The 26,450-nt window shown below is 41.8% G+C and carries 19 protein-coding genes; 15 read left to right on the top strand and 4 right to left on the bottom strand.

The features are described from left to right. Positions 1 to 52 precede the first annotated feature (52 nt). The 8 genes from A5875_RS10310 (at position 53) to A5875_RS10275 (ending at position 14,822) form a co-directional block, all read left to right on the top strand. Positions 53 to 3,241, top strand: a complete 3,189-nt coding sequence (locus tag A5875_RS10310; RefSeq protein WP_088933519.1) for a vWA domain-containing protein — start codon at positions 53 to 55, stop codon at positions 3,239 to 3,241. A 2-nt stretch (positions 3,242 to 3,243) separates the two neighbouring features. Further along, positions 3,244 to 3,960: a pilin N-terminal domain-containing protein gene (locus A5875_RS10305; RefSeq protein WP_088933518.1), complete on the top strand. Its 717-nt coding sequence runs from the start codon at positions 3,244 to 3,246 to the stop codon at positions 3,958 to 3,960. A 74-nt stretch (positions 3,961 to 4,034) separates the two neighbouring features. Then, on the top strand, positions 4,035 to 5,603 hold the full coding sequence (locus tag A5875_RS10300) for a SpaH/EbpB family LPXTG-anchored major pilin (RefSeq protein WP_254911867.1): 1,569 nt from the start codon (positions 4,035 to 4,037) through the stop codon (positions 5,601 to 5,603). Between the two features lie 774 nt (positions 5,604 to 6,377). Further along, positions 6,378 to 10,307: a VWA domain-containing protein gene (locus A5875_RS10295; protein WP_088933516.1), complete on the top strand. Its 3,930-nt coding sequence runs from the start codon at positions 6,378 to 6,380 to the stop codon at positions 10,305 to 10,307. Then, positions 10,307 to 11,080: a pilin N-terminal domain-containing protein gene (locus tag A5875_RS10290; RefSeq protein WP_141108287.1), complete on the top strand. Its 774-nt coding sequence runs from the start codon at positions 10,307 to 10,309 to the stop codon at positions 11,078 to 11,080. Before A5875_RS10295 ends, A5875_RS10290 begins: the two co-directional genes overlap by 1 nt. Next, complete coding sequence (locus A5875_RS10285) at positions 11,077 to 12,672, top strand: SpaH/EbpB family LPXTG-anchored major pilin (RefSeq protein WP_088933515.1); 1,596 nt, start codon at positions 11,077 to 11,079, stop codon at positions 12,670 to 12,672. The genes A5875_RS10290 and A5875_RS10285 overlap by 4 nt, the downstream gene beginning before the upstream one ends. A 379-nt stretch (positions 12,673 to 13,051) precedes the next feature. After that, a complete protein-coding gene (locus A5875_RS10280) occupies positions 13,052 to 13,984 on the top strand; it encodes an ATP-binding cassette domain-containing protein (protein ID WP_088933514.1) in 933 nt (310 codons plus the stop codon). Positions 13,985 to 14,027: 43 nt separating this feature from the next. Beyond that, positions 14,028 to 14,822 (top strand): ABC transporter permease, encoded by a 795-nt coding sequence (locus A5875_RS10275; protein ID WP_088933513.1) that lies wholly within the window; start codon positions 14,028 to 14,030, stop codon positions 14,820 to 14,822. Positions 14,823 to 15,091: 269 nt separating this feature from the next. On the opposite strand, the gene A5875_RS10270 is transcribed toward A5875_RS10275, so the two are convergent. Together A5875_RS10270 and A5875_RS10265 are read right to left on the bottom strand one after the other, a co-directional pair. Further along, the gene (locus A5875_RS10270; RefSeq protein ID WP_242551317.1) at positions 15,092 to 15,502 is read right to left on the bottom strand and encodes a hypothetical protein; all 411 of its coding nucleotides are present in this window, start codon (positions 15,500 to 15,502) and stop codon (positions 15,092 to 15,094) included. Between the two features lie 147 nt (positions 15,503 to 15,649). After that, the gene (locus tag A5875_RS10265; protein ID WP_088933512.1) at positions 15,650 to 16,672 is read right to left on the bottom strand and encodes a hypothetical protein; all 1,023 of its coding nucleotides are present in this window, start codon (positions 16,670 to 16,672) and stop codon (positions 15,650 to 15,652) included. 455 nt (positions 16,673 to 17,127) lie between these two features. On the opposite strand from A5875_RS10265, the gene A5875_RS10260 reads away from it, so the two are divergent. Together A5875_RS10260 and A5875_RS10255 are read left to right on the top strand one after the other, a co-directional pair. Further along, positions 17,128 to 18,588, top strand: a complete 1,461-nt coding sequence (locus A5875_RS10260) for an NAD-dependent succinate-semialdehyde dehydrogenase (RefSeq protein WP_088933511.1) — start codon at positions 17,128 to 17,130, stop codon at positions 18,586 to 18,588. Positions 18,589 to 19,175: 587 nt separating this feature from the next. After that, complete coding sequence (locus A5875_RS10255) at positions 19,176 to 20,669, top strand: helix-turn-helix domain-containing protein (RefSeq protein ID WP_088933510.1); 1,494 nt, start codon at positions 19,176 to 19,178, stop codon at positions 20,667 to 20,669. 91 nt (positions 20,670 to 20,760) lie between these two features. On the opposite strand, the gene A5875_RS10250 is transcribed toward A5875_RS10255, so the two are convergent. After that, complete coding sequence (locus tag A5875_RS10250; protein WP_088933509.1) at positions 20,761 to 20,958, bottom strand: hypothetical protein; 198 nt, start codon at positions 20,956 to 20,958, stop codon at positions 20,761 to 20,763. Between the two features lie 121 nt (positions 20,959 to 21,079). Further along, positions 21,080 to 21,676, bottom strand: a complete 597-nt coding sequence (locus A5875_RS10245; protein ID WP_088933508.1) for a hypothetical protein — start codon at positions 21,674 to 21,676, stop codon at positions 21,080 to 21,082. Positions 21,677 to 21,881: 205 nt separating this feature from the next. On the opposite strand from A5875_RS10245, the gene A5875_RS10240 reads away from it, so the two are divergent. The 5 genes from A5875_RS10240 to A5875_RS10220 all read left to right on the top strand — a co-directional run bounded on the left by A5875_RS10240 (position 21,882) and on the right by A5875_RS10220 (position 26,312). Beyond that, positions 21,882 to 22,688: a Cof-type HAD-IIB family hydrolase gene (locus tag A5875_RS10240; RefSeq protein ID WP_088933507.1), complete on the top strand. Its 807-nt coding sequence runs from the start codon at positions 21,882 to 21,884 to the stop codon at positions 22,686 to 22,688. 144 nt (positions 22,689 to 22,832) lie between these two features. Continuing rightward, on the top strand, positions 22,833 to 23,609 hold the full coding sequence (locus tag A5875_RS10235) for a TatD family hydrolase (protein ID WP_088933506.1): 777 nt from the start codon (positions 22,833 to 22,835) through the stop codon (positions 23,607 to 23,609). Further along, a complete protein-coding gene (gene rnmV / locus A5875_RS10230; RefSeq protein ID WP_088933505.1) occupies positions 23,602 to 24,165 on the top strand; it encodes a ribonuclease M5 in 564 nt (187 codons plus the stop codon). Before A5875_RS10235 ends, rnmV begins: the two co-directional genes overlap by 8 nt. After that, positions 24,162 to 25,040, top strand: a complete 879-nt coding sequence (gene rsmA, locus A5875_RS10225; protein ID WP_088933504.1) for a 16S rRNA (adenine(1518)-N(6)/adenine(1519)-N(6))-dimethyltransferase RsmA — start codon at positions 24,162 to 24,164, stop codon at positions 25,038 to 25,040. Before rnmV ends, rsmA begins: the two co-directional genes overlap by 4 nt. Positions 25,041 to 25,151: 111 nt before the next feature. Next, positions 25,152 to 26,312, top strand: coding sequence for a DUF3089 domain-containing protein (locus A5875_RS10220; protein ID WP_088933503.1), 1,161 nt, complete (start codon positions 25,152 to 25,154; stop codon positions 26,310 to 26,312). Positions 26,313 to 26,450: the final 138 nt, after the last annotated feature.

Here is a 26,450-nt window from a genome sequence, read left to right as displayed (position 1 = left end):
GCTATTATTGTCGTAGAGGAAGATAGCAAGAAAAATGAAGGGAGGGGAAAAAATGAAAAAGTTAAATCTGTTCATGATTTTTGTAATGCTTCTTTCCTTAGTTATTAGTTTAGCTCCGCTAGTAACGACGGTACATGCCGAAACGCTGGAACATGAATTGATCGATGAGAAATTTCTAAAACTTTCTTATAGTAGTGAGTCTAAAAAGAATTCGAATGAGTGGCACTTGAATTTTAAAAGAAGAAGTGAAACGACGGATACTGAGCAGCGCTTAAAATTTAAGCTGACTGATGAAAAAGATCAGGTCGTTGCTTATCCGCATGTCAAACATATGGAAGCAAAAGAAGACTGGCTCGTGGAAAAAGAGTTTTCAATGGAAACGGAAGATCAGATTACGATTGAATTGTCCAAATCCGTAAAGAAACTCAATTTATATGTTCAAATGGATCAACAAAAGGGTGATGAGCTTGAGGAAAATATTCTCGATCGAAAGAAATCATTTACTTTAGCGGCTGAAGAGGTTGCTGAAAAGCAAGAAAGCTCTGAAAAACAGGCTGATACAAAAGAAACTTCTAGTAGTAAAGGAGGAGCAAAAGAACAGACGGGTGAGTCAAAGGAGTTTATTGGTCCAAAGCAGTCAAAAGCGAGCCCACAAGCAGCAAGGGCAAATATGAACCTGATGTATAAACCACTATACACGAATAAAAAAGCACAGTACAAAAAGGATGCAAGTGGAGAGTATCCTATATATGCTTGGCAGCCGGACGGTCAAACGCATGTCAAAAATCATCAAGGGGGTAGTGAAGGAACCCCGATTACTTCTTGGGATGGAGAAACTAGTTGGGATGTCACTAGGGAGAATTACACGAGCTCTTACATAAAATATGGAGAAGCATCGAATCCAAATTTATGGATGCGTAAATATGCCCAACAAACAGATAAAAAAGATGAGTTTAAAGTGAAGTTAAATGTTCGCGGGAATACGATCTTTAAACCCGGGGTGGATGTGGTCTTTTTATTAGATAATACAGGATCAATGTCGGATCGCGGGAGGAAAAAAGCAGCTGTAGACGCCGTTAAGGAAATTGTTAAAAATTTGAAAAAGGTTGGTGATCCGAACTCTAATGCGATTCGTGTCGGGGCTCATGTCTTTGCTAGTTACGATAAATCTCTTGAAAATGATTGGTCAAGAAGCGATACCCATCATAAGTTATCCAACAAACCAGCTGATTGGGATAAGATAGCAACTTCTTATAGTGCTCTAATCCCAACAGGACTAACGTTTACCCAACGAGGATTGCAGGAAGCGGCGGATATTTTAAACGATCCGGCATCAGATATCGGAGAAGAGCGGCACAAACTATTGTTTATGCTGACAGACGGGGCACCGAACTCTAGTTGGAAACCCTTGACTGCTGAGCCCAACAGTTCCCTATATTTTGATAAAACCTTGATTACTAGCTTCGATATGGGAGTAGCACCGAATTATAACAAGGGATTATCTTTAGGCGCTACGGGAATTAACATTAGATTTACTGATAAATTAACGGTTGATAATCAAATAATCAGCAGTCACTTAACAACGACAAATTCGACCGCTTATGAATTGAAAAGACAAGGAATCGAGATTCATAGTATTGCTGTACAGATTTCTGCGCCGAGTGATGGTAGTGATCATAATGTATATGAAGTACTCGAAGGTATGTACAAGACGGCAACTAAAAAAGCCAATGCTACTGGTGATACCCAAAATGATTACTTCTTCTACCATTCAAAATACACGAGTGATCTTACCAAACAGTTTGATGAGTGGTACCAAACGATTATTCGAACTGTTGATAAAGGGAAAATCATTGATCCATTGGGGGATATGGTAGAGCTGGTTGGAGAGCCAAAAGTCACACAAGTAAGTAATGGTGCTCCTTATTTTGATACGGAGACCAAGCCAGCAATCAAGAAAACGAATAACGACCGACAGATTGAAGTCGAAAATATCAACTTAACCGGCGGGCAGGAAATCGAAGTGGAATATACGATTCGCCTGAAACCAGAGGCGGTATCTAATCAGTGGTATCCAGCTAATAAGACGACCACATTGGCGCCGACCCCTGAACGAACCAATGACTTATTGGAATTTGGAATCCCTTCTGTACGAGTCCAATTAGAAGACTTTGTGATCCCAGTCGAGAAGGTTTGGGCAGGAGATGACAATGATTATTGGGGATTACGCCCGAACAGTGTCAACGCTGTATTACAAAAATGGGATGGATCTGCTTGGAAGGATGTTGAAACAAAGACATTAAATGCCGGGAATAATTGGAAATCCGAGTTTTCCCCAGTTGAAGGAGGCGCCGATCACAAATATCGAGTGCTGGAAACGCTGCGGAAGAAGGGCTACAAACAAGCGCGAGTCAATCAAGAAAGCTTTACTTCAGAGGATCTCGTCGCTGGTGGCATAAAAATTACGAATGAAATGCTGAAAGGCGAATACAAATTCTTCAAGTTTTTAGAAGATGGTGCAACACCTTTTACTAATGACTTGCCGAAATTCACGGTAAGGCAAAAAGGAACGAATAAGCTTCTTGCACAAGACTTAGAACCTAATTCAGCAGGACAGGTAACGGTCAGTGACTTGCCAATGGGCGACTTTATAGTAGAAGAAACCTATGTGCCTTTAGGATTCAAAAAGATGCCATTCTTTGAAATAAAGGTTACTGAGAATAATCCGCCGACATCATTAGTCGCAAAAGTGAACGACAGCACAGAAGCCTATAAAGCAACCAATATATTGAATGATTTTTCTTTACAGGTAGAGAAAAAAGATGCTGAGAACAAGGCTCTTAGCGGGGCAACCTTTAATTTGAAGGGACCAAGTTATGAAAGAACAGAAGTAACTGGACCAACCTTTAATTTTAGTGGTTTGAAGGCAGGCAGTTATGAACTAATTGAAACAAAAGCGCCAGATGAGTACAGCATTATCCAAGAACCGATCCGTTTCACTATCAAGCAGGATGGAAAAGTGGAGATTTCTCCACATCCGAATGTTTCTGGATCAGGTGGGATAAATGGCGGCGCGAATACGATCAATCTGAAAGTTACGAATAATAAGGCCAAAGCGGGGGTACTTCCAAGTACAGGAGGAAAAACGTCTCAAGTTCTATTATTAGTAGCGACGGGACTTGTTGTCTCGGGAATCTGTTTAGGCAGCTTCTATTTAATTCACAGTAGAAGGGAGGGCTAGGAATGAAAAAAGTCTTTTTACTCATTCTAGTTCTACTTCTAGGAACCTGTTCGCTCGGCTCAACCGCCAGAGCAACAGAGGAGCAAGTAGATTTATGGATTCATACATGGTCAGAAGATGGGAAGAAGGTAGAAGGAACGGAGCAACTGGAATTTGATGTGTATGATTTGACCAAATGGCGTGAAAATCGTAGGGGGGATGAAAAACAGGACAAAGAATACTTATTAAACACTTATTCAACAAAAGAAGAGTTGCAGTCATTTGTAAAAGAGGAGCAATTAGTCAAGTTGAATCAAACGCCTTATCCAGTAGATGGCAGCGGAAATGTATCATTCAGTGTTCCTCGTTATCAAGAGGAGAAAGATGCAGCCTATATGATTTTAGCCAATGGCGAAACAGGAAACTATCATATGCTGCCGATCATATTGTATCTGCCGCAAACCCATCCTGAAACGAAGGATGAGGCACAACGTTTATTGATTTATGGAAAGTATCAAGATGTTACCCAAGAAGTCGAGCCGCCGGAGGAAACGACTGAAACAGAATCATACACTACCTCAGAAAATCCGGGAATAGAGAAGGATTTCCCTTCATCCGGTAAGTCGTATCCGTCAACAAATGATTTGGTTCGGGACTACACGATTCTTGGTTTGATACTCATGAGCATTGGTTTTATTGGATTCAAAATTATAAAAGAAAGAAAAAAACAAGGGGGATAAGAAATATGAAGAGCAGGGGATTTTTAGTTAGATTATTGATGGCGCTAGTATGTTTATTGCCAGTCGGAATTGGAATGTTTAGTTTAGGAGATTCGGCTTTTGCAGCCGATACCGTTGATGTGACTTTGCACAAGAAAAAGATGGATGAGTTTCCAACTGATTTAACGGAAAACACAGGTTTGGAAGATCCGACTTTTAATCAATATGCAGGATTACCAGATATCACATTTAGTGCATGGAATATTACCGATGATTTTTATGGTCAACTAAATGGAAAGTTGACTGGTTCAGAAAATGAAGCTGAGTATAAAGCAGCTGTAAAAAAATTGATGTTAGAATTTCAGTTGAATAAGGCAGCGGCAAAAAAAGTAGGAGCTGATCAAACGACTGACTCAGAAGGGGAAGCGATATTTTCTGATTTGCCAACCCGTAATGAGAAGGGACTCTACAATATTTACTATTTTGAAGAACATCAAAAACCAGGTGTTGAGATTGGAACACCATTGATCTTAACCTTGCCAGCGATTGATCCTAATGATGCGAGTCAAATCCAAGATATTCACTTATATCCTAAAAATAAAGTGGAAGGTTTGGATGTAGAAAAAGAAGTCATTGATGATAATGGAAATAAACGGGAAGACACGGATCAAGATGGAGTACATGATTATGAAATTGGGAAACAAATCCATTTCCGTGTAAGTTTTACTATTCCAAGTCAAATTGGCGAGATTCTTGACTCTAGTGGCACACTAAGCACTCGTTACACTAAATTGGAATTTAAAGATAGCCTTGATAAAGCTGGTGTTAAGTTTGAAGGGATTGACAAAATTCAATTTGATGGAAACCCAGATGTAAAAGATTCATTCCTTAAGGATCATGCAGTCTTAAAACCTTTTGGCGATAAATCACCTTATGATGTTAAAGCTGGATTTGAAATCAAAACTAATTTGAACAATGCAACGAGTAAAGGGAATAAAGCAAATTTTGAAAAATCGAAGAAAACAGCTGAGTACTTAGCTAAATATGCAGGGAAGAAAATGGAAATTTATTATACGGTTTCATTGACTGAATTTACAGAAGTGGATGAAGAAATCAATAATAGATTTACTGTAACTTTTACAAACGATAAAGAAACAGATAAAGAAGAGCCTAATCCAGAAATCCCAGCGATTATTACTGGTGGTAAGAAATTCCATAAACGTGATGTTGACAACGGACTAGGCTTAGGTGGAGCGAAATTCGTAGTTATCAAGAAAGATGCACAAGATAATGAATCTTTCTTACAAATCAAAAACGGAGTAGTTAATTGGATTCCTGTTGGAACAAATGAAAAGTATGATGATGCTACTCAGTATACTTCAGAAAATGATGGTAAGTTTAAAGTTGAAGGACTTTCGTACGGAAACTACTATTTACGAGAAATCAAAGCACCAGATGGATTTACCAAATTAGATGGACTTGTAGATTTTGTAGTTGAAAAAGATTCGTATGACGATAACTCGGAACTAGAAATTGATAATGTTAGAAAAGACGGTTTCTTACCATCTACTGGTGGAGCAGGGATCATTGCATTCTTGATCATCGGGGGCGCATTAATGAGCTTTGCAGTTATTCGCTACCGCAAATCACAACACGCAGTATAATCTGACAAGTGAATAGCTATTAAGATGAGGCAGAACTTCTTGCCTCATCTTTTTTTGACTGAAAGTATAAAATGTTCACATGAATAAATCGTTTTGTAGCGGGTATATCCATGTCTGGCTTCACGAACTAGCTTTTCTACACAACGGTGTGACCCAGCCAGTTGCTGCTAAATTAGCATTAAGCAGAACTAGCATATCGGCAATAAGCAAAAATATTTCGAAATTTGAGAAGCAATTTAGAAATATTTTGGTCTTATTGCTGTGAGACACAGCGATTGGTTTTTGGAGCTGATGTGGAACAGTACCTACTTGGTGCTCAAAAGCTGAGCGAGTTCGTGAAGCCTTTCTTATTTTATATATAGAAGGATTTTTTTCAAGAACTTCACACTTTATTTTTTCTTGAACAAATAAGCAGAAAACGTTCGATGAAATAAGCAGATAAAAAGTGGTTAGCCTCATTTTTTACTAACTAAATTCACAGAGACCTCGGAAATAGATATTTCCGAGGTCTTTTTTTGGTCTTTTTGACGAATAATTCAAATGGCAAATAATTTTTGCGACATTCAAACTTTATTATTCTTTATTTGAAATTAAAAATTTGGATGGAATAACAAAGAAGGATATAAAAATACGGAAAATGACGCAAAAATATTCAATTTGAATAACATAAAATTATAAAAAAACGCAATAAGCGCAATAAAATAATATAAGCTATCATATTGTTACGTGGAAGGGAGAGTGGGTGAAAAATGAGTGAAAGGAGGAAAAAATGAAATGAAAAAGAAGCACTTACTCATGTTAGTTGTTCTGCTGTTTTCTTTAATTGCAGAGATGATACCATCACTAGTTACTGCTTATGCCGAGACGACAAAAACGGTATTAATTGATGAAAAGTTTTTGAACGTCTCCTACGATTACGAAACGCAAAAAGATTCGAATCGTTGGCGAATCACGTTTAGCAGGCAAAGCGAAGAAAGTAATAAAGAGCAGCGACTCAAACTGAAGGTAACGAATGAGAAAGGAAATGTGATAACCTATCCGACAATAAAAGAGATGACTGAAAAGGATGAATGGCTGATTGAGAAAAACTATTCATCGTCAATGGAAGGACAACTCGTTTTTGATTTGCCGAAAACGACCAAAAAGCTCTATTTGGATGTGCAGATGGATCAGCAATATCCTGCAGAAAATGCTGAAGAGCAGGAACTGATCACAGAAGAGAACATTCTGAAAATAGAAAAGCCGTTTGTGCTTAAAGCAACGGAAGCGGCCGAAAAAACAGAAGACTCTGAAAAAACGTCCTCATCTGAAAAAGCAGAAACACCAGGACCTTATGATGAAGACCCTGAGCAGACGAAAAGACTGCAAGCAGAAAATAAAACGTCTTCAGATTTTATTGGTCCGCAGCAGGAAAGCGTGTCAGCGGCCGTTCAGCAGTCGATTAAAGACAGTGTTGGAATCGCTAATTTATTTCAACCTTATGCGCTGAACTACACGAATAAGGCACCGGCCTACACGACAAATTCAACCGGGACCTTTCCGACTTGCTATTGGGAACCAACGGGACAAAATAATGTCCACAACCATCAAGGCGGATTTGAAAAAGAGAGCGGTTGGGATGGCCTGACCAGCTGGAATGTTGCGCAGGATAACCATACGAACTCGTATATCAATTACGGGGGAGAAAAGAAGAATCCGAATATTGGTATCCGAAAATATGCGAGCGAAACCTCAGATAAAGATGAGTTCAACATTCGTTTAAACGTTCGTGGGAACTCGATCAGCAAACCAGGGGTAGACGTTTATTTCGTGCTGGATAACTCCAACTCGATGCAGAGTAAAGATTCGATGATCGAAGGACAGCTGCGTAAGACGCTGGCGGTTCAATCGCTGCAAAAACTGATCACTCGCTTTACAGAGATTCAGGATTCTGACTACATTCGAATCGGCGGCGGGATCTACTCTGATTATCAGGTCTCAAACTATCATCCTACTTTTGCGTTGAGTGATAATCCGAGTAATTGGCAAAACATGCTCAATCAGTATCAATCAATTACGCCGAATGGAAATACTTATACGCAAAGGGCACTGTTGGACGGTCAAACGGCTCTGAACAATGCGGGAGACTCGAGTCGCCGCAAGCTTATTTTCCTTTTGACGGACGGTGGACCTAATAGAAGTATGGTTCCTGTTCGTGGAGACTATGATTCGAATATTTATTACGATGGAATCCGCATCAAGGATTACGACTGGACTACCTACAATAGAGGAAGCCAATTGGGCGCAGGGGATGGCGTCTCAAAATTAGCTCAGTATGATCGCTTTGGAAATCTTGTTCCTGTACCGTATCCGATGATGGGTGACAAAAAAGAAATTTCCAGTCATTTGACGATGGTTAATTCATCAGCGGCGGACATGAAAGACAGCGGGATCGAAATCCACAGTGTTGCCATTGGAATCAAACCTGAACCAACCCGGGAATTGCATACACAAAGTGAATTGGTTCGCGGAATGTATAAGATCGCGTCCAAAAAGCTTGGGGCAATCGGGGATGAACAAGATGATTATTTCTTCTACCACGCGACTAAAAGTGGAGACTTTGATCTTTCCTTGAATGATTGGTTTACGACCGTTGTTCAGACCGTGGATAAAGGGAAAATCGAAGATCCGATTGGCGATATGTTCGAGTTGGTTGGAACACCGAAGCTGACCGAAGTCACAAAAAGCGGTGTACCAGCGATTGAAACAAGTAAAATGCCTAATCTGGATTACTCAGATAGGCGAAAAATCAAGGTCAATAATATTAATCTGTATGCGAATCAAGAGATCCAACTGGATTATACCGTTCGATTAAAAACCGATGATCCGAATTATGAAGACGGCAAGTGGTACCAAACCAACGGGCGGACTACCTTGGAGCCGACGCCGGAACGAACAACGGATAAGCTAGATTTTGGTGTGCCGTCTGTTCGCGGAAAGGCGAAGAAAGTCGAGATTCCGGTTGAAAAGAAATGGTCGGATTCGCATCTGAATACGGAGGACTACTGGGGCCTCCGTGCACATAGCGTCAAAGTTGTTTTACAAAGAAAAAGTGGGAGTTCATGGGTAGATGTTGAGTCAACGACGCTAAATGCGTCAAATGGCTGGAAGGATACATTCACAGCAGATGGCGGCAATACTGTTTACAGGGTCGTGGAGCCTTCGCGAACCACAGGTTATGCGAAGCCGATTTCTAACGTGGATGAATTTACAGCCAAAACATTACCGAGCAAAGGGGTTCAAATCACAAATAAATTGCTGAAGGGTACAGCAACTATTTGTAAATACAAAGAAGACGGCAAGACGCCGTTTAGTGGGGATAAACCGAAATTCTCCGTGAAGCGCAAATCGGACGGCAAGGTACTGGCGACAGACCTTGAACCAGACGCGAGCGGTCAAGTAACGATTTCTGATATTCCGCTAGGTGATTTCATCGTTGAAGAATCGTATGTGCCGCAAGGCTATACCAAGATGGATGACATCGATCTGAAAGCGGTGGAAAATAGCGCAGGAACCGGCTTGAATGTCACGTTGAATGGACAAAAATCGCCATACAAGGTGGTCAATAAATTAGCCAAAGACCTAGAGATTCCAGTTGAGAAAATCTGGTCGGACAGCTATCAAGGAACAGATAATTATTGGGGACTTCGAACGAGTTATGTCAGAGTGACTTTACAAAAGAGAAGCGGGACTTCTTGGGAAAATGTCGAGACATTAACGTTGACACCGATCGATCAATGGAAAGGGGTATTCCAAGGGGTTGAAGGTGGAAGCAGTGTGTATCGCGTCGTAGAGGAGGCACGAACGACGGGCTATGCGAAACCAACCTATAATTACAGCACTAGTTTTACCGCCGCGAATGTACCGCCGGGCGGTGTCAAGCTTACCAACAAACTGTTGACGGGCAAGGCAGTGATCTGCAAGTACATGGATGACGGCAAAACACCATTTAGTAAAGACAAGCCGAAATTTACGGTGAAACGTCAATCAGACGGCAAGGTCTTAGCAGCGGATTTAGAACCGGATGCAAATGGTCAGGTAACGATCACGGATATTCCAATGGGTGATTTCATTGTTGAGGAAAGTTATGTGCCGACCGGGTATGAAAAGATGGCAGATATCGAACTGAAGGCAGTGGAAAACTCCGCAGGCGATGCGTTGGTCATTACATTGAATGGAAAAGCTTCGCCGTATAAGGTCACCAATAAAATGGCTGATTTTACGCTGAAGATCAAAAAAGTCGACCAGAGCGGCAATGAACTGCGCGGGGCGAGCTTCCGATTGGTGGGAACAAGCTATGATCAAACAAGAGCTGGCGGACCGAACTTTGAATTTACCGGCTTGCGTCCAGGCGAATACAGTTTATCAGAAACGGTCGTTCCAAATGGGTATCAGGGAATGGATGGTACCGCGCGAATCAGTATCTCGTCAACCGGAAATGTCACGATTCAATCAAATTCAAGTGTCAGCGGATCAGGCGGATTGGGGAATCCAAACCTTATTCAATTGACGGTCACAAATAAGAAGCGCGGCGCAGGACCTCTGCCTAGTACAGGCGGATCAGGGACGGCGATGTTCTTCAAAGTAGCAATCGGAGTTATTTCAACAGCAGGAGGACTGCTAGGCAGCCTCTACTGGCTTCACACTAAGAGGAGGGGATCGTAATGAAAAAAGTGATTCTTCTCTTGGGACTAATTCTGGGGATTTGTAACTTGGGGGTTACTGCTTTTGCAGAGGAAAGTCAGGTAGAAGTACAGATCGATACACGGCCGGGAGGAAAAACTTACGAAGGAACCGAATCGCTCACGTTGGATGTCTATAATCTGACCGAGTGGCGGGAAAAACGAGCCGGCAACGAGAAGGATGATAAAGCGTTCATCTTGAACACATACTCGACAAAAGAGAAATTAGCAAATTTTGTGGCGGATGAAAATTTGCCCAAGATCAATCAAGCGCCAATTTTATTGGATGACACAGGCAAGACTTCTTTCGTATTGCCTCGTTATCAAAATGAAAAGGATGCGGCTTATCTGATTCTTGCTTCAGGAGAAAAGGGAAACTATTTTATGTTGCCGATCGTGGTCTATTTACCACAGCTGATGAAGGATTCAACCGAATACACCAGTTTGCTCTTTAATTGCAAATACGGTGAAATTCCGGTGACACCGCCGACATCAGATCCGCCGCCATCGACGACAGAACCAACTACTACACCAACTAAATCGACAGAACCGCCGATAACAGATAGCTCAGAACCAAGGAAAGACTTGCCAAAAACGATTGGAACACCAAGCAATGGAGGGGAGGGACCGAAAAGTTATCCGGGAAAAGAACTTCCTTCTACTAATGAGTTGATACGTAATTATTGTTTTCTAGGGTTGTTGCTTATGTCTGTTGGTTTAATTGGATTGAAAAAACAAGGGGGAAAAAAATTATGAAAAACAAGAGAAAATGGGTCGCATTAGTGACCACGTTACTCTGCATGATTCCATTACTAGCAGGGGTGCTGGGTGGAGGAGAAAAAGCATTTGCAGCAGATTCAGTGAATGTAACGCTGCACAAGAAAAAAATGGACGAGTTTCCATCAAATAGTATTGATAATAGTGGTTTGGAAAATTCAGCTTTTGATCGTTATGAAGGATTACCAGGCATTACCTTCACTGCATGGGACATTACAGAAGATTTCTATAATGCATTGAATGCGATCTTAAATGGAAATGAAACAGACGCAGAATATAATGCAAAAGCGAAACAAATCATGGATGGATTTGATTTAAACAATGCACCAAATGCTGTTGATGCTGGAGACCAAACAACAGATGCAAATGGGAATGCAACATTTGCTAACTTACCTGCTAAAAACGCAGACGGCTCTTACAAAGTATACTTCTTTGAAGAACATGCGTCACCAGGCGTTGATATCGGTTCTTACAAATTAATCATGATGTTGCCGCTTAAAGATGGTGGCAATGAGATCACAAATATTCACTTGTATCCTAAGAACAAAGTAGAAGGCGAAGAGCCTGAAAAAGAATTGGTTGACGAAAATGGTAATCCATTACCATCACGTCCAGCTGGCGCTTACGACTTTGAAGTTGGTCAACAAATTCACTACCGTGCAAGCTTTGTGATTCCTAGCCAAATTGGCGATATCTTGAGCAACGGCACACCTCGCTATGAAAAATTAGAGTTCGCCGATGCGGTGGATCAAACAGGTGTGAAATTCGAAGGTATTGATCGGATTCTCGTTGATGGAAATCCAGTTAACACAGCTGATTTCTTGCAAACACATGGTACGTACACACCAGAAAATGAAAACACACCATGGGCAGGTTATGCTGGATTCAACCTTTCTATGAACTTAACTGGTGCAGCTGGTCCTGCAACAGCGAACTTCTTGAGTCAATATGCAGGTCAAAAAATTGAATTCTTCTATACTGTATCGTTCACTGAAAATACACCAGTTGATCGAGACATCAACAACGAATTCACTGTAACAATGAATCATGATGGCGGACAAGACGAATCAAAAGTAAACCCTCCAGTTGATCCAATCAAAACTGGTGGTAAGAAATTCTTCAAATACGCTTTAGAAGGTTCAACAAAAGAAGCATTGGGCGGAGCTGAGTTTGTTGTTATCAGACAAATCAATGGAGTCGATAACTATCTAACAGCTGGTGCAGATTCAATGACTTGGACACCAGTTGGCGCAAACGAAGACTATGCAAATGCAACGAAATATACTTCTGATGCTGATGGTCTGTTTGAAGTAACTGGTTTAGAATATGGCGACTACTTCTTACGTGAAACGAAAGCGCCAAGCGGCTTCCAAAAATTAGCAAACGACGTTCCATTTACTGTAAGTGCTGGTTCTTATACTGGTGCACAAGCTCAAGAAATCGAAAATACTACTAAGGGCGGAACCTTACCATCAACTGGTGGAATGGGGATCATTGCCTTTATCGTAATCGGTCTTGGCTTGATGGCAGCAGCGATCGTTCGCTACCGCCGCGTGCAATTTGAAGTTTAATTGAAAATTTAAACGAGAAAAGATCAAAAGGCGGCTGCCTTTTGATCTTTTTTGTTTTCAAGACAGTATAGATTCTCCACGTATTAAAAGCTTTAGTATCAAACTCACGTATAAACTTTTTTGAGAGTCAGAAGCGTTTGATCAATCTGAAAAACGATTAATTAAAGCCAAGGGAGTTCAAGAGTCCTTTCTGATTAACTCCATGTATTTTGGGTTCCTGTCACATTTAATTTATTTTGCCGCCTCTGCTCATGGAAATTTTCTTCATAAACTATATGATCAGGGTACCGAATTAATTTAGCGATTTCTATTGACAAATTAGTCAGGTGCCCTTATCATATAAAAAGTAAGGTATCCTGATTAAAGGAGTGAAGGACAAATGACAGAATATGCTATTAAAACAAATAACCTTGTTAAACAATTTCCAAAAAAGAGAGCGGTGGATGGGATTAGTCTGCAGGTGAAGCGTGGTGAGATCTATGGAATCTTAGGTCCGAATGGAGCGGGAAAAACAACCTTCCTGCGAATGTTAGCCACTCTGACGAAAATCACGGACGGGCAGGCGGAGATTTTCGGGCATGATGTTGCTAAAGAAGCAAGCGATGTGCGGCGCTTGATTGGTTTGACCGGTCAATATGCGACAGTCGATGAGGAGCTGACGGCTCTAGAAAATTTAGTGATTTTCGGCCGCTTAAACGGATTGAAGAAAAAGGATGCGCAGGAGCGGGCGCTTGAGCTGTTGATGCAATTTTCTTTGATGGATGCCAAAGATCGCGCCATCAAGGAATTTTCTGGCGGCATGCGCCGCCGGTTGGATTTGGCGGTCAGCTTGATTACAAAGCCCCCGTTGATTTTTCTGGATGAACCAACCACCGGGTTAGACCCCATCACGCGAGGGAAGATGTGGGCTGTGATCCGACAATTGGTCAAGGAGGGCTCGACGATTTTGTTAACAACGCAATATCTAGATGAGGCGGATCAATTAGCGGATCGGATCGCCATTATCAATCATGGCAAGCTAGTCAATGAAGGGACGTCAAACGAGTTGAAGGCTCAGCTAGGCGAGACCTACTTCGAGATTCAATTGGAGGATACCCAAGAAATTGATCGTACGACCGATTTTTTACAGACTAAAGTTTCTGATCCCATCATGCGTTTGCCTGATCGTGGTTCCTTGGCAATAAAAACCAACGACACAAAAGCAATGACACAGCTTTTGGTAGACCTTGGCACTCAAGGAATCGATGTGAAGGAATTCTCTGTGCGCAAACCAACCTTAGATGAAGTCTTTTTGGAACTAACAAATCGGTAAACAGAGCTGCGTATACTTAAAAACTTAAAAAGGAGTTTATACAATGGAAATTACTCAAAGCTATATCAAGAAAACAACAATAAAAAGCGTCATAAATGACACCTTCGTTATGGTGAAACGGGATTTATTGAAAACCAAACACAACCCTGACAAATTAATGGACGTGACATTTATGCCGATCTTTTTCATGATCATATTTAGTTATCTGTTTGGTGGAGCGATCGCAGGCGGGGTTAGTAACTATTTGCCGATTATTGTGCCCGGAATTTTGATCCAAACCTTGGTTTCGTCGACATCTGCTGCTGGGACACAGCTTAGAGAAGACATTGAAACAGGCGTGTTTGATCGATTTAAGTCCTTGCCGATTGCCCAGATCGCACCGTTAGCCGGCCTATTGATCTCGGATATGGTGCGTTACGCGATCGCGACCTTCTTCTCTTTAGGTACGGGCTTTATTCTTGGCTGGCGGCCAGGTGCAGGTTACGGCTGGCTGTTTGTCGCTTGTCTGTTAACGATTTTTGTCTGCTGGTGTGTGAGCTGGATCTTTGCAATGATCGGTATTTTAGTGAAATCATCAGCGACTATCTCAGGGGTGTCCATGACACTGACTATGCTGCTGTCCTTTTTGTCTAACGCCTTTGTTCCGATTGATACCTTGCCTAGCTGGCTAAAGACCTTCGCCGAACTCAATCCGGTGACGCATCTGGTAAACAGCTTTAAAGCACTTGCAGATCATGGTGTATTCGGTGCAGATACGTGGCTGACGATCGCGACTGGGGTATTGATCGTATTGATTTTTGCACCACTTACTGTGACGCTGTATAGTAAAAATGTTTAGCTGAAGCGATCAAGAGCGATGGTACGAAGCTGACCAAAAATTTTTCATTGACTCAACCAAAAATGAAAGCCGAATGACCGTGCAACTATCATTATCAATAGTTGCAAGGTCATTCGGCTATTTAGAGTTTTTATTCTGGCAATCCGCTTTGCGATGAGTTGTTAGGAAAACGCAGAAAGAGGAACACACCTAAAGAAATGTCGCGGATAAAGTTCGGTTCAGCTAGCTTGTTCCTTTATTTACGGATATCCATGACCGGTTCCAATTTTTTAGCTTTCTTTTTTAACCGGAGCCAATCCATATTTTTGGGTCACAAAGAGAAATAGAAAACTAATTAGTGTACCGACAATCCCAAAATAAGCATCCACAATATCAGGGGTATTCAAAATAGTCATGAGGGTTTCGCAAAATAGATTTCCTGCAATAAAAACAAGACCTAACACCGTAATATACTTGAATTTAACACCGCTTAGCATCCAGCTGCAGCCTATACCTAAATAAGCCATAAGACTCAAAGAAAAATTTGAGATATGGGAGTTGATTTCTGAATTGATGATTACAAAATCTGAAAACTGGCTGGCCCATCTTCCGATAGTAAGGAACAGACCTAGTAAAAGTAAAAGCATATAAACAATGTTAAATGGTTTAGAAACCTGAAATTTGTAGTTTGTCGCAAACAATCCGATCACCTCAAAAAAAATATCATAAAATCAGTATACAGAAGTTAGTTGCTGCGAACAAAGGGAAATTTTCTTTTCAATTGACCTCGAAAACTCAAAATCTCCCCACACTTAAATAAGCCTCAGGCCCGACTCGAAAAAATTTGTTTACTGTCTAAGCAGCTGCCGGACCTTATTGAAGAGGCCTTCAGAGGTTTTTGGAGATGTTTTTTGTGGTTCGTTTGCTTTTCCGGATAGCGGCGTATCGTTTTTTGTTATTGGCGGCTGATTTTTCTCGCTGGCGCTGTTTTCGTGTGGTGCGGCCCTTCCAGTTGTTGGATTTTGAGCGGCGGGCGGATCATTTACGAGTTTTTGCGCGCCCGAGGCTGGAGGAACGGGGCTGGTTTTAGCGACAATCTGCGTTGCAAGCTTAGGCGAATTCGTTTTGCCAGTATTCGCTGATGTTGCGTTGTTCGCAGCTTTTGCAGTTGAAGCGACTGACCGCGCAGTTGTCTTCTTCGTGTTTTTTTCTTTCACAGGGGTATTTTGGGCAGACTCCGCCTGTGTTTCTAGTTGAGGTTCTTCAAAATGGGTATGGTGAGTGGATTCAAAGATATCGAAGGTTACCAATTGGGCAAAGCGGCGTACGTCGTCTTTTTTTAGAATAGTCAATGAAGAGAGTATTTTTAGCAATGCGCGGATTTCTTCCGTTTTTCTGGAGTTGTCGATATCTTTTAGGGTCCAGGTATGTTTTTTGCCATCGGCGGCACGAAAAACAGATATGAGGTTGAAGCTGGACTTCTCAGTGGCTTTTGTTGAATTTTTGGGTGTCAGGTAGCGGATATTTGTCTTTGCGTTGTCTTTAAAATGATGGTACTCGGATTTGTTCTTAAATAGTCGATTGATCAGCGCTCGCCACTCATCATTTGAGAAGTAGGACTGGAAATAGGGCATAAATTGGCGCAAGGCAGCCGATGGTTCAGCCTCCATGAAGATGCTGCGGATCAAGTCCTTAAAAATATCAGAAAACGCCCCGCCAATGGATAAGGCGTTGCGAACAAGGATCGCAACGGCGTACTCCACTACTGAATCACTGTCTTTTGTTTCATTATAGTAACGAATGACTCTAGCCTCCAAGCTCTTTCTCTTCATCGTGAAGAGCTGTCTTTGACCTAACTGTTTAACTGTCATTATTTTTCTCCCCTTTTGTCATATGTATTTGTCTTTAGGTTTATTAGTTAAGAATGATTTGTTTTTTATAAATACATCTTACCGCTAAATGGGGCGAAAAAGTTCATCTGTTTTTTTATAAGAAATTAAGAAATTGAGTTTTTTTCGGTGAAAACGAAATTTTTGGCTTTATATCAAGATTTGTCGTCTTAATATTTGAGATTTTGAGCAAAAAATTCAAGTAAAAAAATCTTGAAAAAGCGACTTTTCCAGCGATCGGTTATTTAAATCGGTGTATTTGAACGTTGTTTGTCCTAATTTATCAAATTTCTCTAAAGACTTTTTGCTATAAGCTGATTTTTTGAGCTTTGATTTTATCCATGTTACGGTAATTTATGTACTAACGAAAACGTTTGAAGGTCCGAAAGATTATTGATCTTCAACCAAAAACCATCACTTGGGAGGAAATTAGACATATGGGAAAACAGCAAGAATTACCAGCAGTCGAAACACGTCTCTATATTAATGGTAAATGGGTGGAAGGCTCAGAAGGAACAAAAGCGGTGACGAATCCTGCGACAGGAGAAACACTGGCAAAGGTTCATGTGGGCGGAGAAAAAGAAGTCCATTCAGCGATTGAAGCAGCGAATCGGGCATTTCCTGAATGGTCGCAAAAATCAGCGGCTGAACGGGCAAAATTAATGAATAAAATGGCCGACTTAGTAGAAGATGATGCCGAGCGTTTAGCTGCCATCATGACGATGGAACAAGGCAAGCCATTGACACAAGCAAAAGGCGAGATTCAAACAAACGTGGAAAACCTGCGCTGGAATGCGGCGGAAGGTCAACGCTTATTAGGGGAGATCGTTCCCTCACCAGCAACGAACCAATGGCAAGTCCGCAAGCAAGCAGTAGGTGTTGTAGGAGCGATCACACCGTGGAATTTCCCATCGAATATGATTATACGGAAGATTTCGCCAGCGATCGCAGCCGGCTGTACCGTGATTTTGAAGCCGTCGAAGGAGACACCGCTGTCTGCATTGGCTTTGATGGAATTGTTTGATAAGGCCGGATTTCCTGATGGTGTGGTGAATATCGTCTTAGGGGATTCATCAACGATTGGTTCGATCCTGTCAGAATCAGAGGATGTGCAAAAAATCACCTTCACGGGTTCCACCGAAGTGGGGCAAAAGCTGAATGAGCAAGCAGCACCAACTTTGAAGAATGTTTCGATGGAATTAGGCGGGCATGCACCTTACATTATTTTCCCGGACGCCGATATCGAACGTGCGGTAGAAACCTTGATCCAAACGAAATTTATCAATAATGGACAGGTCTGCACGTCGCCAAACCGCATCTTCATCCATAAAGACATTAAAGAAAAAGTGACCGATCGAATCGTGGAAGCTATCAAGGATGTCACAGTCGGTAACGGCTTAGATGATCCGACGACTGGACCGCTGATCAATCAGGCCGGTGTCGATAAAGTAGTCGATCAATTGAAGGATGCCACGGACAAAGGCGCGAAGATCTTGGCTGGCGGCCATAAGCTCGAATCAGGCGAATATGCCAACGGGAATTTTTTTGAACCGACTATCTTGGATGGTGTAACAAAAGACATGGATATCTTCTATCAAGAAACCTTTGGACCGGTGATTCCATTGATTACCTTTGAAGATGAGGAAAAAGTCATTGAGGACGCAAATGATACAGAATTTGGGTTAGCCTCTTATTTCTTCTCTACTAATATTCACACCGTTGAAAATGTCAGCAGCAAATTACAATATGGCATGGTCGGCGTGAATGATACGGACATTTCAAACTCTGCAACACCGTTTGGCGGAGTGAAACACTCTGGTTTTGGCCGCGAAAACGGAACGTATGGCGTAGAGGAATATGTCGATGTCAAATTCGTCAATATCCGTACCGCAAAATAGTTCTATAATGTAATAAAGAGCAATCCTTTTTCGCAGGATTGCTCTTTTTTGTGTTTGTAATAGTTATCCAATAGTCAAAAATTCAAATTTATCGATCGATTTGAAAAAACGAAAGTCCCTGTTTTTATTCAATATTATTCAAAAATATCATTAATTCAAACGGAATAAAAAAAATTTAACTATTAGTTTCTAAAAAAATTTATTTTAAATTTAAAAAGTGAATTAAATAACGTGCGTTTGTTTAAAGATGTCATATATGGCTTTGAGTGGATGTCATTTAATAACGGATTCTTTTTTTTGAGGGGGAAAAGCAGAGAAGGCTGATATCAGTTACCATTATTATACAGTAAGACAACGGATAAAACGAAGTAATAATTACGTATGTTTTATTACTTGGCTTTTTCTTTTGTCAAACTAAAACAAAAGAAGGAGGGGGAAGCGTACCATTTTTGAATGCTTCAAAGGGCTTGTAATACAGGATTCAGTATGAAGCGAAAGGGGTTTTGCTTCATACCCATATGACAACTAGTTTTCTAGAGTCAGATGTTGGTGTGGGTAGCAGAGGAGTTAGTGAAGAGGGTGAGGATATGAACTTTAGAGAGATTTTAGGAGTGAGTAATTTACGGCATCTGCGTTTAGTGGAATTGCTGTATGCCTGTCGCATAGGCTTGTCCAGCGACCAATTGTTGGAGGAATTAGAATGCTCGCTCTCGGTTTTATTAAAGGATGTCAAACTGATCAACAGTCAGCAGGACGCCTTTCGAATCATGAAGTACAAAGGACTGTATCAGCTGCAGATCAAGTCGCATGTCAGTATCAATCGGCTATATGCAGATACGATCCAACAGTCGCCGGAATTTCAGATTATTGAGGAATTGCTTTACGAAGAATGCGAAAATATTATCGATTTGTCGAAGAAGCTTTTCTTGAGTCCGTCAAAAACACAGCGGAATCTGAAAAAAATCGAGAGTGTGCTGTTGCAAACAGGCATAAATCTGCAGTATCGGCCATTACGCCTAGAGGGAAATGAAAGTGTCATCCGGCATATGTATTACCGCTATTTCATTGAAAAGTCGGATCGCTTGGATTCGCTGTATCGTGATCTGAAGGAATTCCAGATCAAAGCGATCACGGAATTGGTGAATCAATTTATTCAGGTGAACAAGCTGGAGGACAATTATATTTCCCGCAAACGACTGGGCTATAACATGTACATTAGTTTGTGGCGAATCAAAAATGGGCACTACTATCCAAAATCGGAGTTGGAAAGTGATTTGATGCTGCCGGAAAAACAAAGCTTGGACGCTTTTAAACGAATGGCGCTGGAAGTCTTTCGCGTGAAGCTGTCCTCAGATAAGATCAAGGATTGTCTCTGGTTGTCTTATTCAGATGTGGTGGTTGCCAGTAAGAGTCAATTGCACAGCGCGCTAAGAAAAGAAGACGAATATGCGGACTGCTATTATCGTCACTTAGAGCTGGTGGAGGAGTTCGATAGTCTCTTGAACTTCTCGTTAGGCAATGACAAAAAACAGGAGCTGGCGATCGTCTTATTGAATGAGCATCGGATCTATGAACCAGATGGTCAGCTGATCGATATTTTATTTCTGCAGCGAAAAATCTTCCTTGAAAAATTATCAGAGACTCACGATCAAGCAGTGAAAAAGGTGAAAAAGATCGTCGACTATTTCGTCAGACGGTATCAAATCTATCAAGCTGAGGATTTCGTCTGGAATTATGTCTATCTCTTGATCACGATGGTACCGCAAAGCTTGACGCTGTTAGCAAGCTGCGATCGGCCGCTGAAGCTGTTGTTGCTATCTGAATTATCACCGACAGAAGAATTTTTCTTAGGCAGCCAAATTGAAAATCAAATCTATGGGAACTTTGAAGTTCATTACGTAGAGAAAAAATTAACCAGCGTGAACATCAATCGTTCAGAATTGGAAAAATATGATGCACTGATTACGTCAAGCAGTGTGGAAGAAGTACCGGAGGAGTATCCGACAGTGGTGATCGATCCATTCTTAACGAATCAGGATGTATTTCAGCTGCAGCAGCTCGTTAGTAAACTAGCCGGCTGAAAGGGTACGTTTCCACCCAATAGAAAGCGCGATGCATCACTTATAAAAGAAGACAGCGAAGAAATTGAATGATTTCTTCGCTGTCTTCTTATTAAATGAGTTTTTGATTGTCTTCATAGATTTTGGTTTCTTGAAGATCGTGTTGAGAAGGAGCCGTGAGTTGATCCAAGATTTTATAGGCTTGGGTAAAATTCTTCGCTTCGACTTTAGCAAAGAACAGCCGACCTAGCTTTTCGAATTCTGCCGCTAACCGTTCTTCGTCTGTAGGAAGTTCGTATTTTGAGCTCATACTATCCTCTCCTTCAAAAAGCTTTTCACTATTTCTTTATTTTAACATGACCGCTTTTTTTCGTTAAACTTAAATTGCAAATAAAAATATCGTTAAAGGATTCTTCCCTTAACGATATTTTTTAGCGCTTTATTCTAGTTGGTTGTGCCGTAGTCCGAAACGGTTTCTTGAAGCGCTTAGGTAACACGAGTGAGATCAGTTCAAATGGTGTGGCTAAGACCGTCCAGGCCACTTGACGCGCACTTGGATGGAAGTAGTACACCTGCATCAATACAAAATGCAATAGTAGTAAGCCCGGCAGTAATTGAAGTCCGATCTGCCATGCTGCATCCCAGTGAGTAACGTAGCGCAGCAGGCTCAATCCCAGCGGGTACAAGTAAAACAATGAAGTCACGATATTCACGCGCCAGCTTTTCGTCAATAAACGAATATTAAATAAAAAGAAAAGAGCTGAAAGGACGATTCCGATTGGCGGAAATAGACTGACTAAAAAGGAATAGATCAAACCGAAAAGTAAGATTCCCGGTCCCTTGATCAAGGCTGCAACCAGCATCAAAATCCCGATCAATAATAATTGCTGCTTGATCGTCGCGATACATAAAATGGCAAATAGCGCTAATGTCGCCCAATGCCAAAAACTGCTCAAGGGTTCCTTATCTGGATATCTTTGTTTTAAGTAGCGTGCGGCATTTGGAAAATCCTGTTGAAAATTAGGCATAAACGCACCTCTTTCTAAATAGTTGCATAGGTCTCGTGACGTATGCCAATCCTTAATAGCTAGTATAGTGGGAAATTTTGACAGGAGCATCCGACTTTCGACGGATTTTCAAAGGGATTTAGACCTAGATTTCCCTTGACCTGAAATGCGTCCCACAATGTATGGTACTCTTATGGGAACGAATAAAAAGAAGGAGCGGATGCAAATGACTATCAAAATGATCGCAGTGGACATGGACGGTACCTTTTTAGATGACCAGAAAGAATATAATCGGGAACGGTTTGAAAAGCTTTTTCGTCAATTACAGGAAAAAGGGATCAAGTTTGTTGTCGCCAGCGGCAATCAATATTTTCAATTGAAAAGCTTTTTCCCTGAGCTTCATACGGAAATGACCTTCGTTTCTGAGAACGGGGCGAATATTATCGTGGAGGGCGAAGATTATTATAATGCGCAGCTACCAATGGCTAAAGTATTGAAGGCTTTGGCTGGGATCAATGCCCTTGAACCGACAGCCGTTGTGCTGTGCGGCAAAAAGAGTGCGTATGTGTCCAAGGAAATGCCGGAAGAGGTCTTCAACAGTGTGAGCTTTTATTATCCCAGTATCAAACGACTTGAAAAATTAGAGGACATCACAGAAGAAAACGATGAGATATTCAAATTTGCCTTGTCGTTTCCAAACGTCGGGATCGAAGCAAAGCTGGCAGCGTTGACTGATGTATTAGAAGGAGAAATGATCCCCGTTTCCAGTGGTCATGGCGACATTGATTTAATTATTCCGGGAGTTCATAAGGCAAACGGCTTAGCAAAATTAAGCGCTGAATGGAAGATCGATCCAGCAGAGATCGCGGCCTTTGGCGATAGCGGCAATGACATTGAAATGTTGGCCTATGCCGGCGCGAGCTACGCTATGGCAAACGCTCAGGAAAAAGTAAAGCAGGCCTCAAAAGAAATGATCGGCTCGAATAATCAAGAAAGTGTTTTGGAGATGATGGAGCTTTTATTGAAAGCATAGTAAGGAAAAGGAGCATTAAAGCGATGGGCGCTTTAATGTTCTTTTTAGTTTAGATTTTCGTTTGTTCGCGGGCAGTGTGTTAAAATAAGTTGATTCTCAATGGATTCAGCAGATAAATAGTTAAAAGTATTAGGAGGACTACCAATGATTTTTGATTCTCATACGCATTTGAATGCGGAACAATTTGAAGCAGAAATACCAGAAACGGTCGAACGCGCCCGCGAGCTTGGCGTGACAGAAATGGCTGTTGTCGGGTTTGATACACCAACGATTGAAAAAAGTTTAGAACTAAACCAGCAATATGAGGGGATTTATTCTATTATCGGCTGGCATCCGACCGAGGCTGGCAGCTACACGAAGGCAATCGAAGAAGACTTGATTAAGAAATTAACGTTGCCGAAAGTAGTAGCGTTAGGCGAGATCGGGCTGGATTATTATTGGATGGAAGACCCCAAAGACGTTCAGGAGAAAGTTTTCCGTCGTCAGATCGCGATCGCTAAAGAAATGAATCTTCCTATCAGCATCCACACTCGCGAGGCGCTGGAAGATACCTATAAGATTTTGAAGGAAGAAGACATTCGCGACATCGGCGGAATCATGCACAGCTTCAGCGGCAGCGGCGAATGGGCGAAGCGCTTTTTAGATTTAGGCATGCATGTGTCATTTTCGGGCGTCGTGACCTTTAAAAAAGCACTGGATGTCCAAGAAGCGGCTACCATCGTGCCGATGGATAAATTATTAGTGGAAACCGATGCGCCGTATTTGGCACCGATGCCTTATCGCGGAAAACGCAACGAACCGGGCTATACTCGTTATGTGGTTGAAAAAGTTGCGGAATTACGCAATTTGCCAATGGAAGAAGTCGCACAGCAAACGACCGAGAATGCTCATCGTTTGTTTAGGATCAATGCCAATGGATAAAGAGAAAATCGAAGAAATCATCGTTGTGGAAGGCAAAGACGATACGAAACGGTTAAAAGAAGTCTTTGAGGTGGATACCATCGAGACCCGCGGATCGGCGATCAACGAATCGATCCTAGAACAAATCGAACATGCACAGGAAACGCGCGGTGTGATTGTTTTTACCGATCCTGATTTTTCGGGGGAGAAGATCCGCAAGACGATCATGGAAGCCATTCCCGATGCGCAGCACGCCTTTTTATCTAGACGAATGGCGGCACCGCAAAAACGCGGCGCAAGTCTTGGGGTGGAGCATGCCAGTGATGAGGCGATCATTGATGCCTTGCATAAAGTCGTGACACCAGCAGCGGGTGATGAGCCAAAAATAGCTAGACAAACGCTGTTGGATTATGGTTTAATAGCGGGAGCTCAAGCCCGCGAGCGACGGGAACGTCTGGGCGATGAATTGAAGATTGGCTATACGAATGCCAAACAATTGGAAAAACGTTTAACGATGTTTCGGATCACCGAAGCACAACTGCATGAGGCAATGAGGAAAGTAGAGGAAACTTTGTGAACAAAGATATAGCAACGCCTTCGCGAACGCGAGAAATCCTGCAAAAACACGGCTTTTCCTTCAAGAAGAGTCTTGGTCAGAACTTTTTGACCGAACCCAACATTTTACAAAAAATCGTCAAAACTGCCGAGATCGATGAACAGACGAATGTAATCGAAGTTGGACCGGGGATCGGTGCATTGACGGAGCATTTGGCCCGCGCGGCCCATCAGGTGTTGGCCTTTGAGATCGATGATCGTTTGATCCCGGTTTTAGCCGATACATTGAGTCCTTATGATAATATCAAAGTCGTTCATAACGACATTTTGAAGGTTGATTTGAAAAAAGAGACTGAGTATTTTGACCAAGCAGGTCCAATCAAGGTTGTCGCGAACCTGCCCTATTACATCACTACCCCGATCATGATGCATATTTTAGAATCTGATCTGGCCGTTGATGAGATGGTGGTCATGATGCAGCGGGAGGTTGCCGATCGAATTTCTGCCAAACCAAGCACGAAGGCATACGGCTCCTTGTCGATCGCTGTGCAATACTATATGGAAGCAAGCACCGCTTTTATCGTACCGAAGACGGTTTTCATTCCGCAGCCGAATGTGGATTCTGCGATTTTACGTTTGGTTCGCAGAAAAACACCAGCAGTCGAAGTCACTAGCGAGAAAGAATTTTTCAAATTGACTAAAGCGGCGTTCATTTTACGTCGGAAGACTTTATGGAACAATTTATTAAACAGCTATGGCAAAGACGATGCGACGAAAGCTTGGTTGGAAACCAGTTTGCAGCAAGCCGAGATCGATCCGAAGCGCCGCGGCGAAACCCTTTCGTTGGAGGAATTTGCCCGCTTATCTAATACGTTAGAAGCAAATAAAGCAAACTAAAAAGAGCTTCGGCTCTTTTTGTTTTTTCATTAAATCCCAACGAAATTTGTCAATTAAAACCCAACTCCCCTATAATAGGAAAGTACATAAATTTTTTACTTGGAGGACACAATGAAAAAATTCCTAATTGGATTAGTCATAATAGCTGTATTAGGTGTGGGCGGATATTACGCCTATACGACTTTTTTCACCAAAGAAGAAACACCAAAGCAAGAAACACGCAAAACAACCATAAAAAAGGTGAAGGAACCAGAAAAATCAGGGGAGACCATCAAGGCGAGCGATTACAGTGATTCAGACAATTGGCTGGCAAAACCAACCGAAATCACGAGTCAAGCTGATGTCTTCATGCTGTATCCAACCGCTTACGCACAAAAAAATGAAAATTCATCACCAGTAGCCAAAATCGATAATGCAACAATGCGCGCGGGAGCCCAAGTTTTCCTAGCCACTCAAGGCTCTGCCTTTGATACGAGCGGCAATATTTTTGCGCCTTATTACCGTCAGTTAGATGCCAACTGGTTATACTCAAAATCAAAAGCGGAACAAAATGAATATGTCGATGGCATACCGAAGGCCGATGTTTACGCTGCTTTTGATTACTACATCAAACACGAAAACAACAACCGTCCCTTTATTTTAGTAGGGCATTCGCAAGGTGCTCGCATGATCAAAGCGATCATGTATGATTATTTCAAAAATAATCCTGGTGTCAGCGACCGTATGATCGCCGCTTACGTATTGGGACAATCGGTAACACAGCAAGAAATGAACGATAACCCGCAAGTGAAATTTGCGACGGGGCCCGATGATACAGGTGTAGTTATTTCATACAACACGGTTGCTCCAGATTTCACTGGTGAATTGCCAACGTGGGATGAAGGTGCCTTAGCCATCAATCCGATCAACTGGACAACTGATGGTACGCCAGCACCGGCTGAAGAAAATCTAGGGTCGTATGTCCGAAATGACGAGGGCGACTACACGAAGGTTATGAATCTAGCTGACGCGACCGTCGACGGAACAAGAGGGTTAGTCGTTTCTTCCACCGTTGATAAAGCCAAATACGAAATGCCGGAAAGCACCCGCAAGCTTTACCCAGCCGGTTCGTACTTAAACAACGACATCAGCTTCTATTACTACAACCTGCAGCAAAATGCAGAAAATCGCGAAGCTCAATACTTTGCGACACATCCGCAGCAAACAACGGCTGACCCATCCGCACAACAAGATGGACAGACAACAGATGCCGATCAACAAACTGCACAATAAGATATTGAACTGCCTATCGAAAATGATGGGCAGTTTTTTTTTGCATTCTTTTTTAGTGCTGGTTTAATAGAAATAGAACTGTACTTTTTTACTGTTTTAACGAACTTGATTTGAGATGTAATTCGTTCAGTTGTATAA

This window comes from Enterococcus sp. 3H8_DIV0648 (assembly GCF_002140655.1).
In the GTDB taxonomy this organism is placed as follows: domain Bacteria; phylum Bacillota; class Bacilli; order Lactobacillales; family Enterococcaceae; genus Enterococcus_A; species Enterococcus_A hulanensis.
Note: the sequence above shows the minus strand (reverse complement) of the source record. Positions and strands in the feature narration are given on the sequence as shown.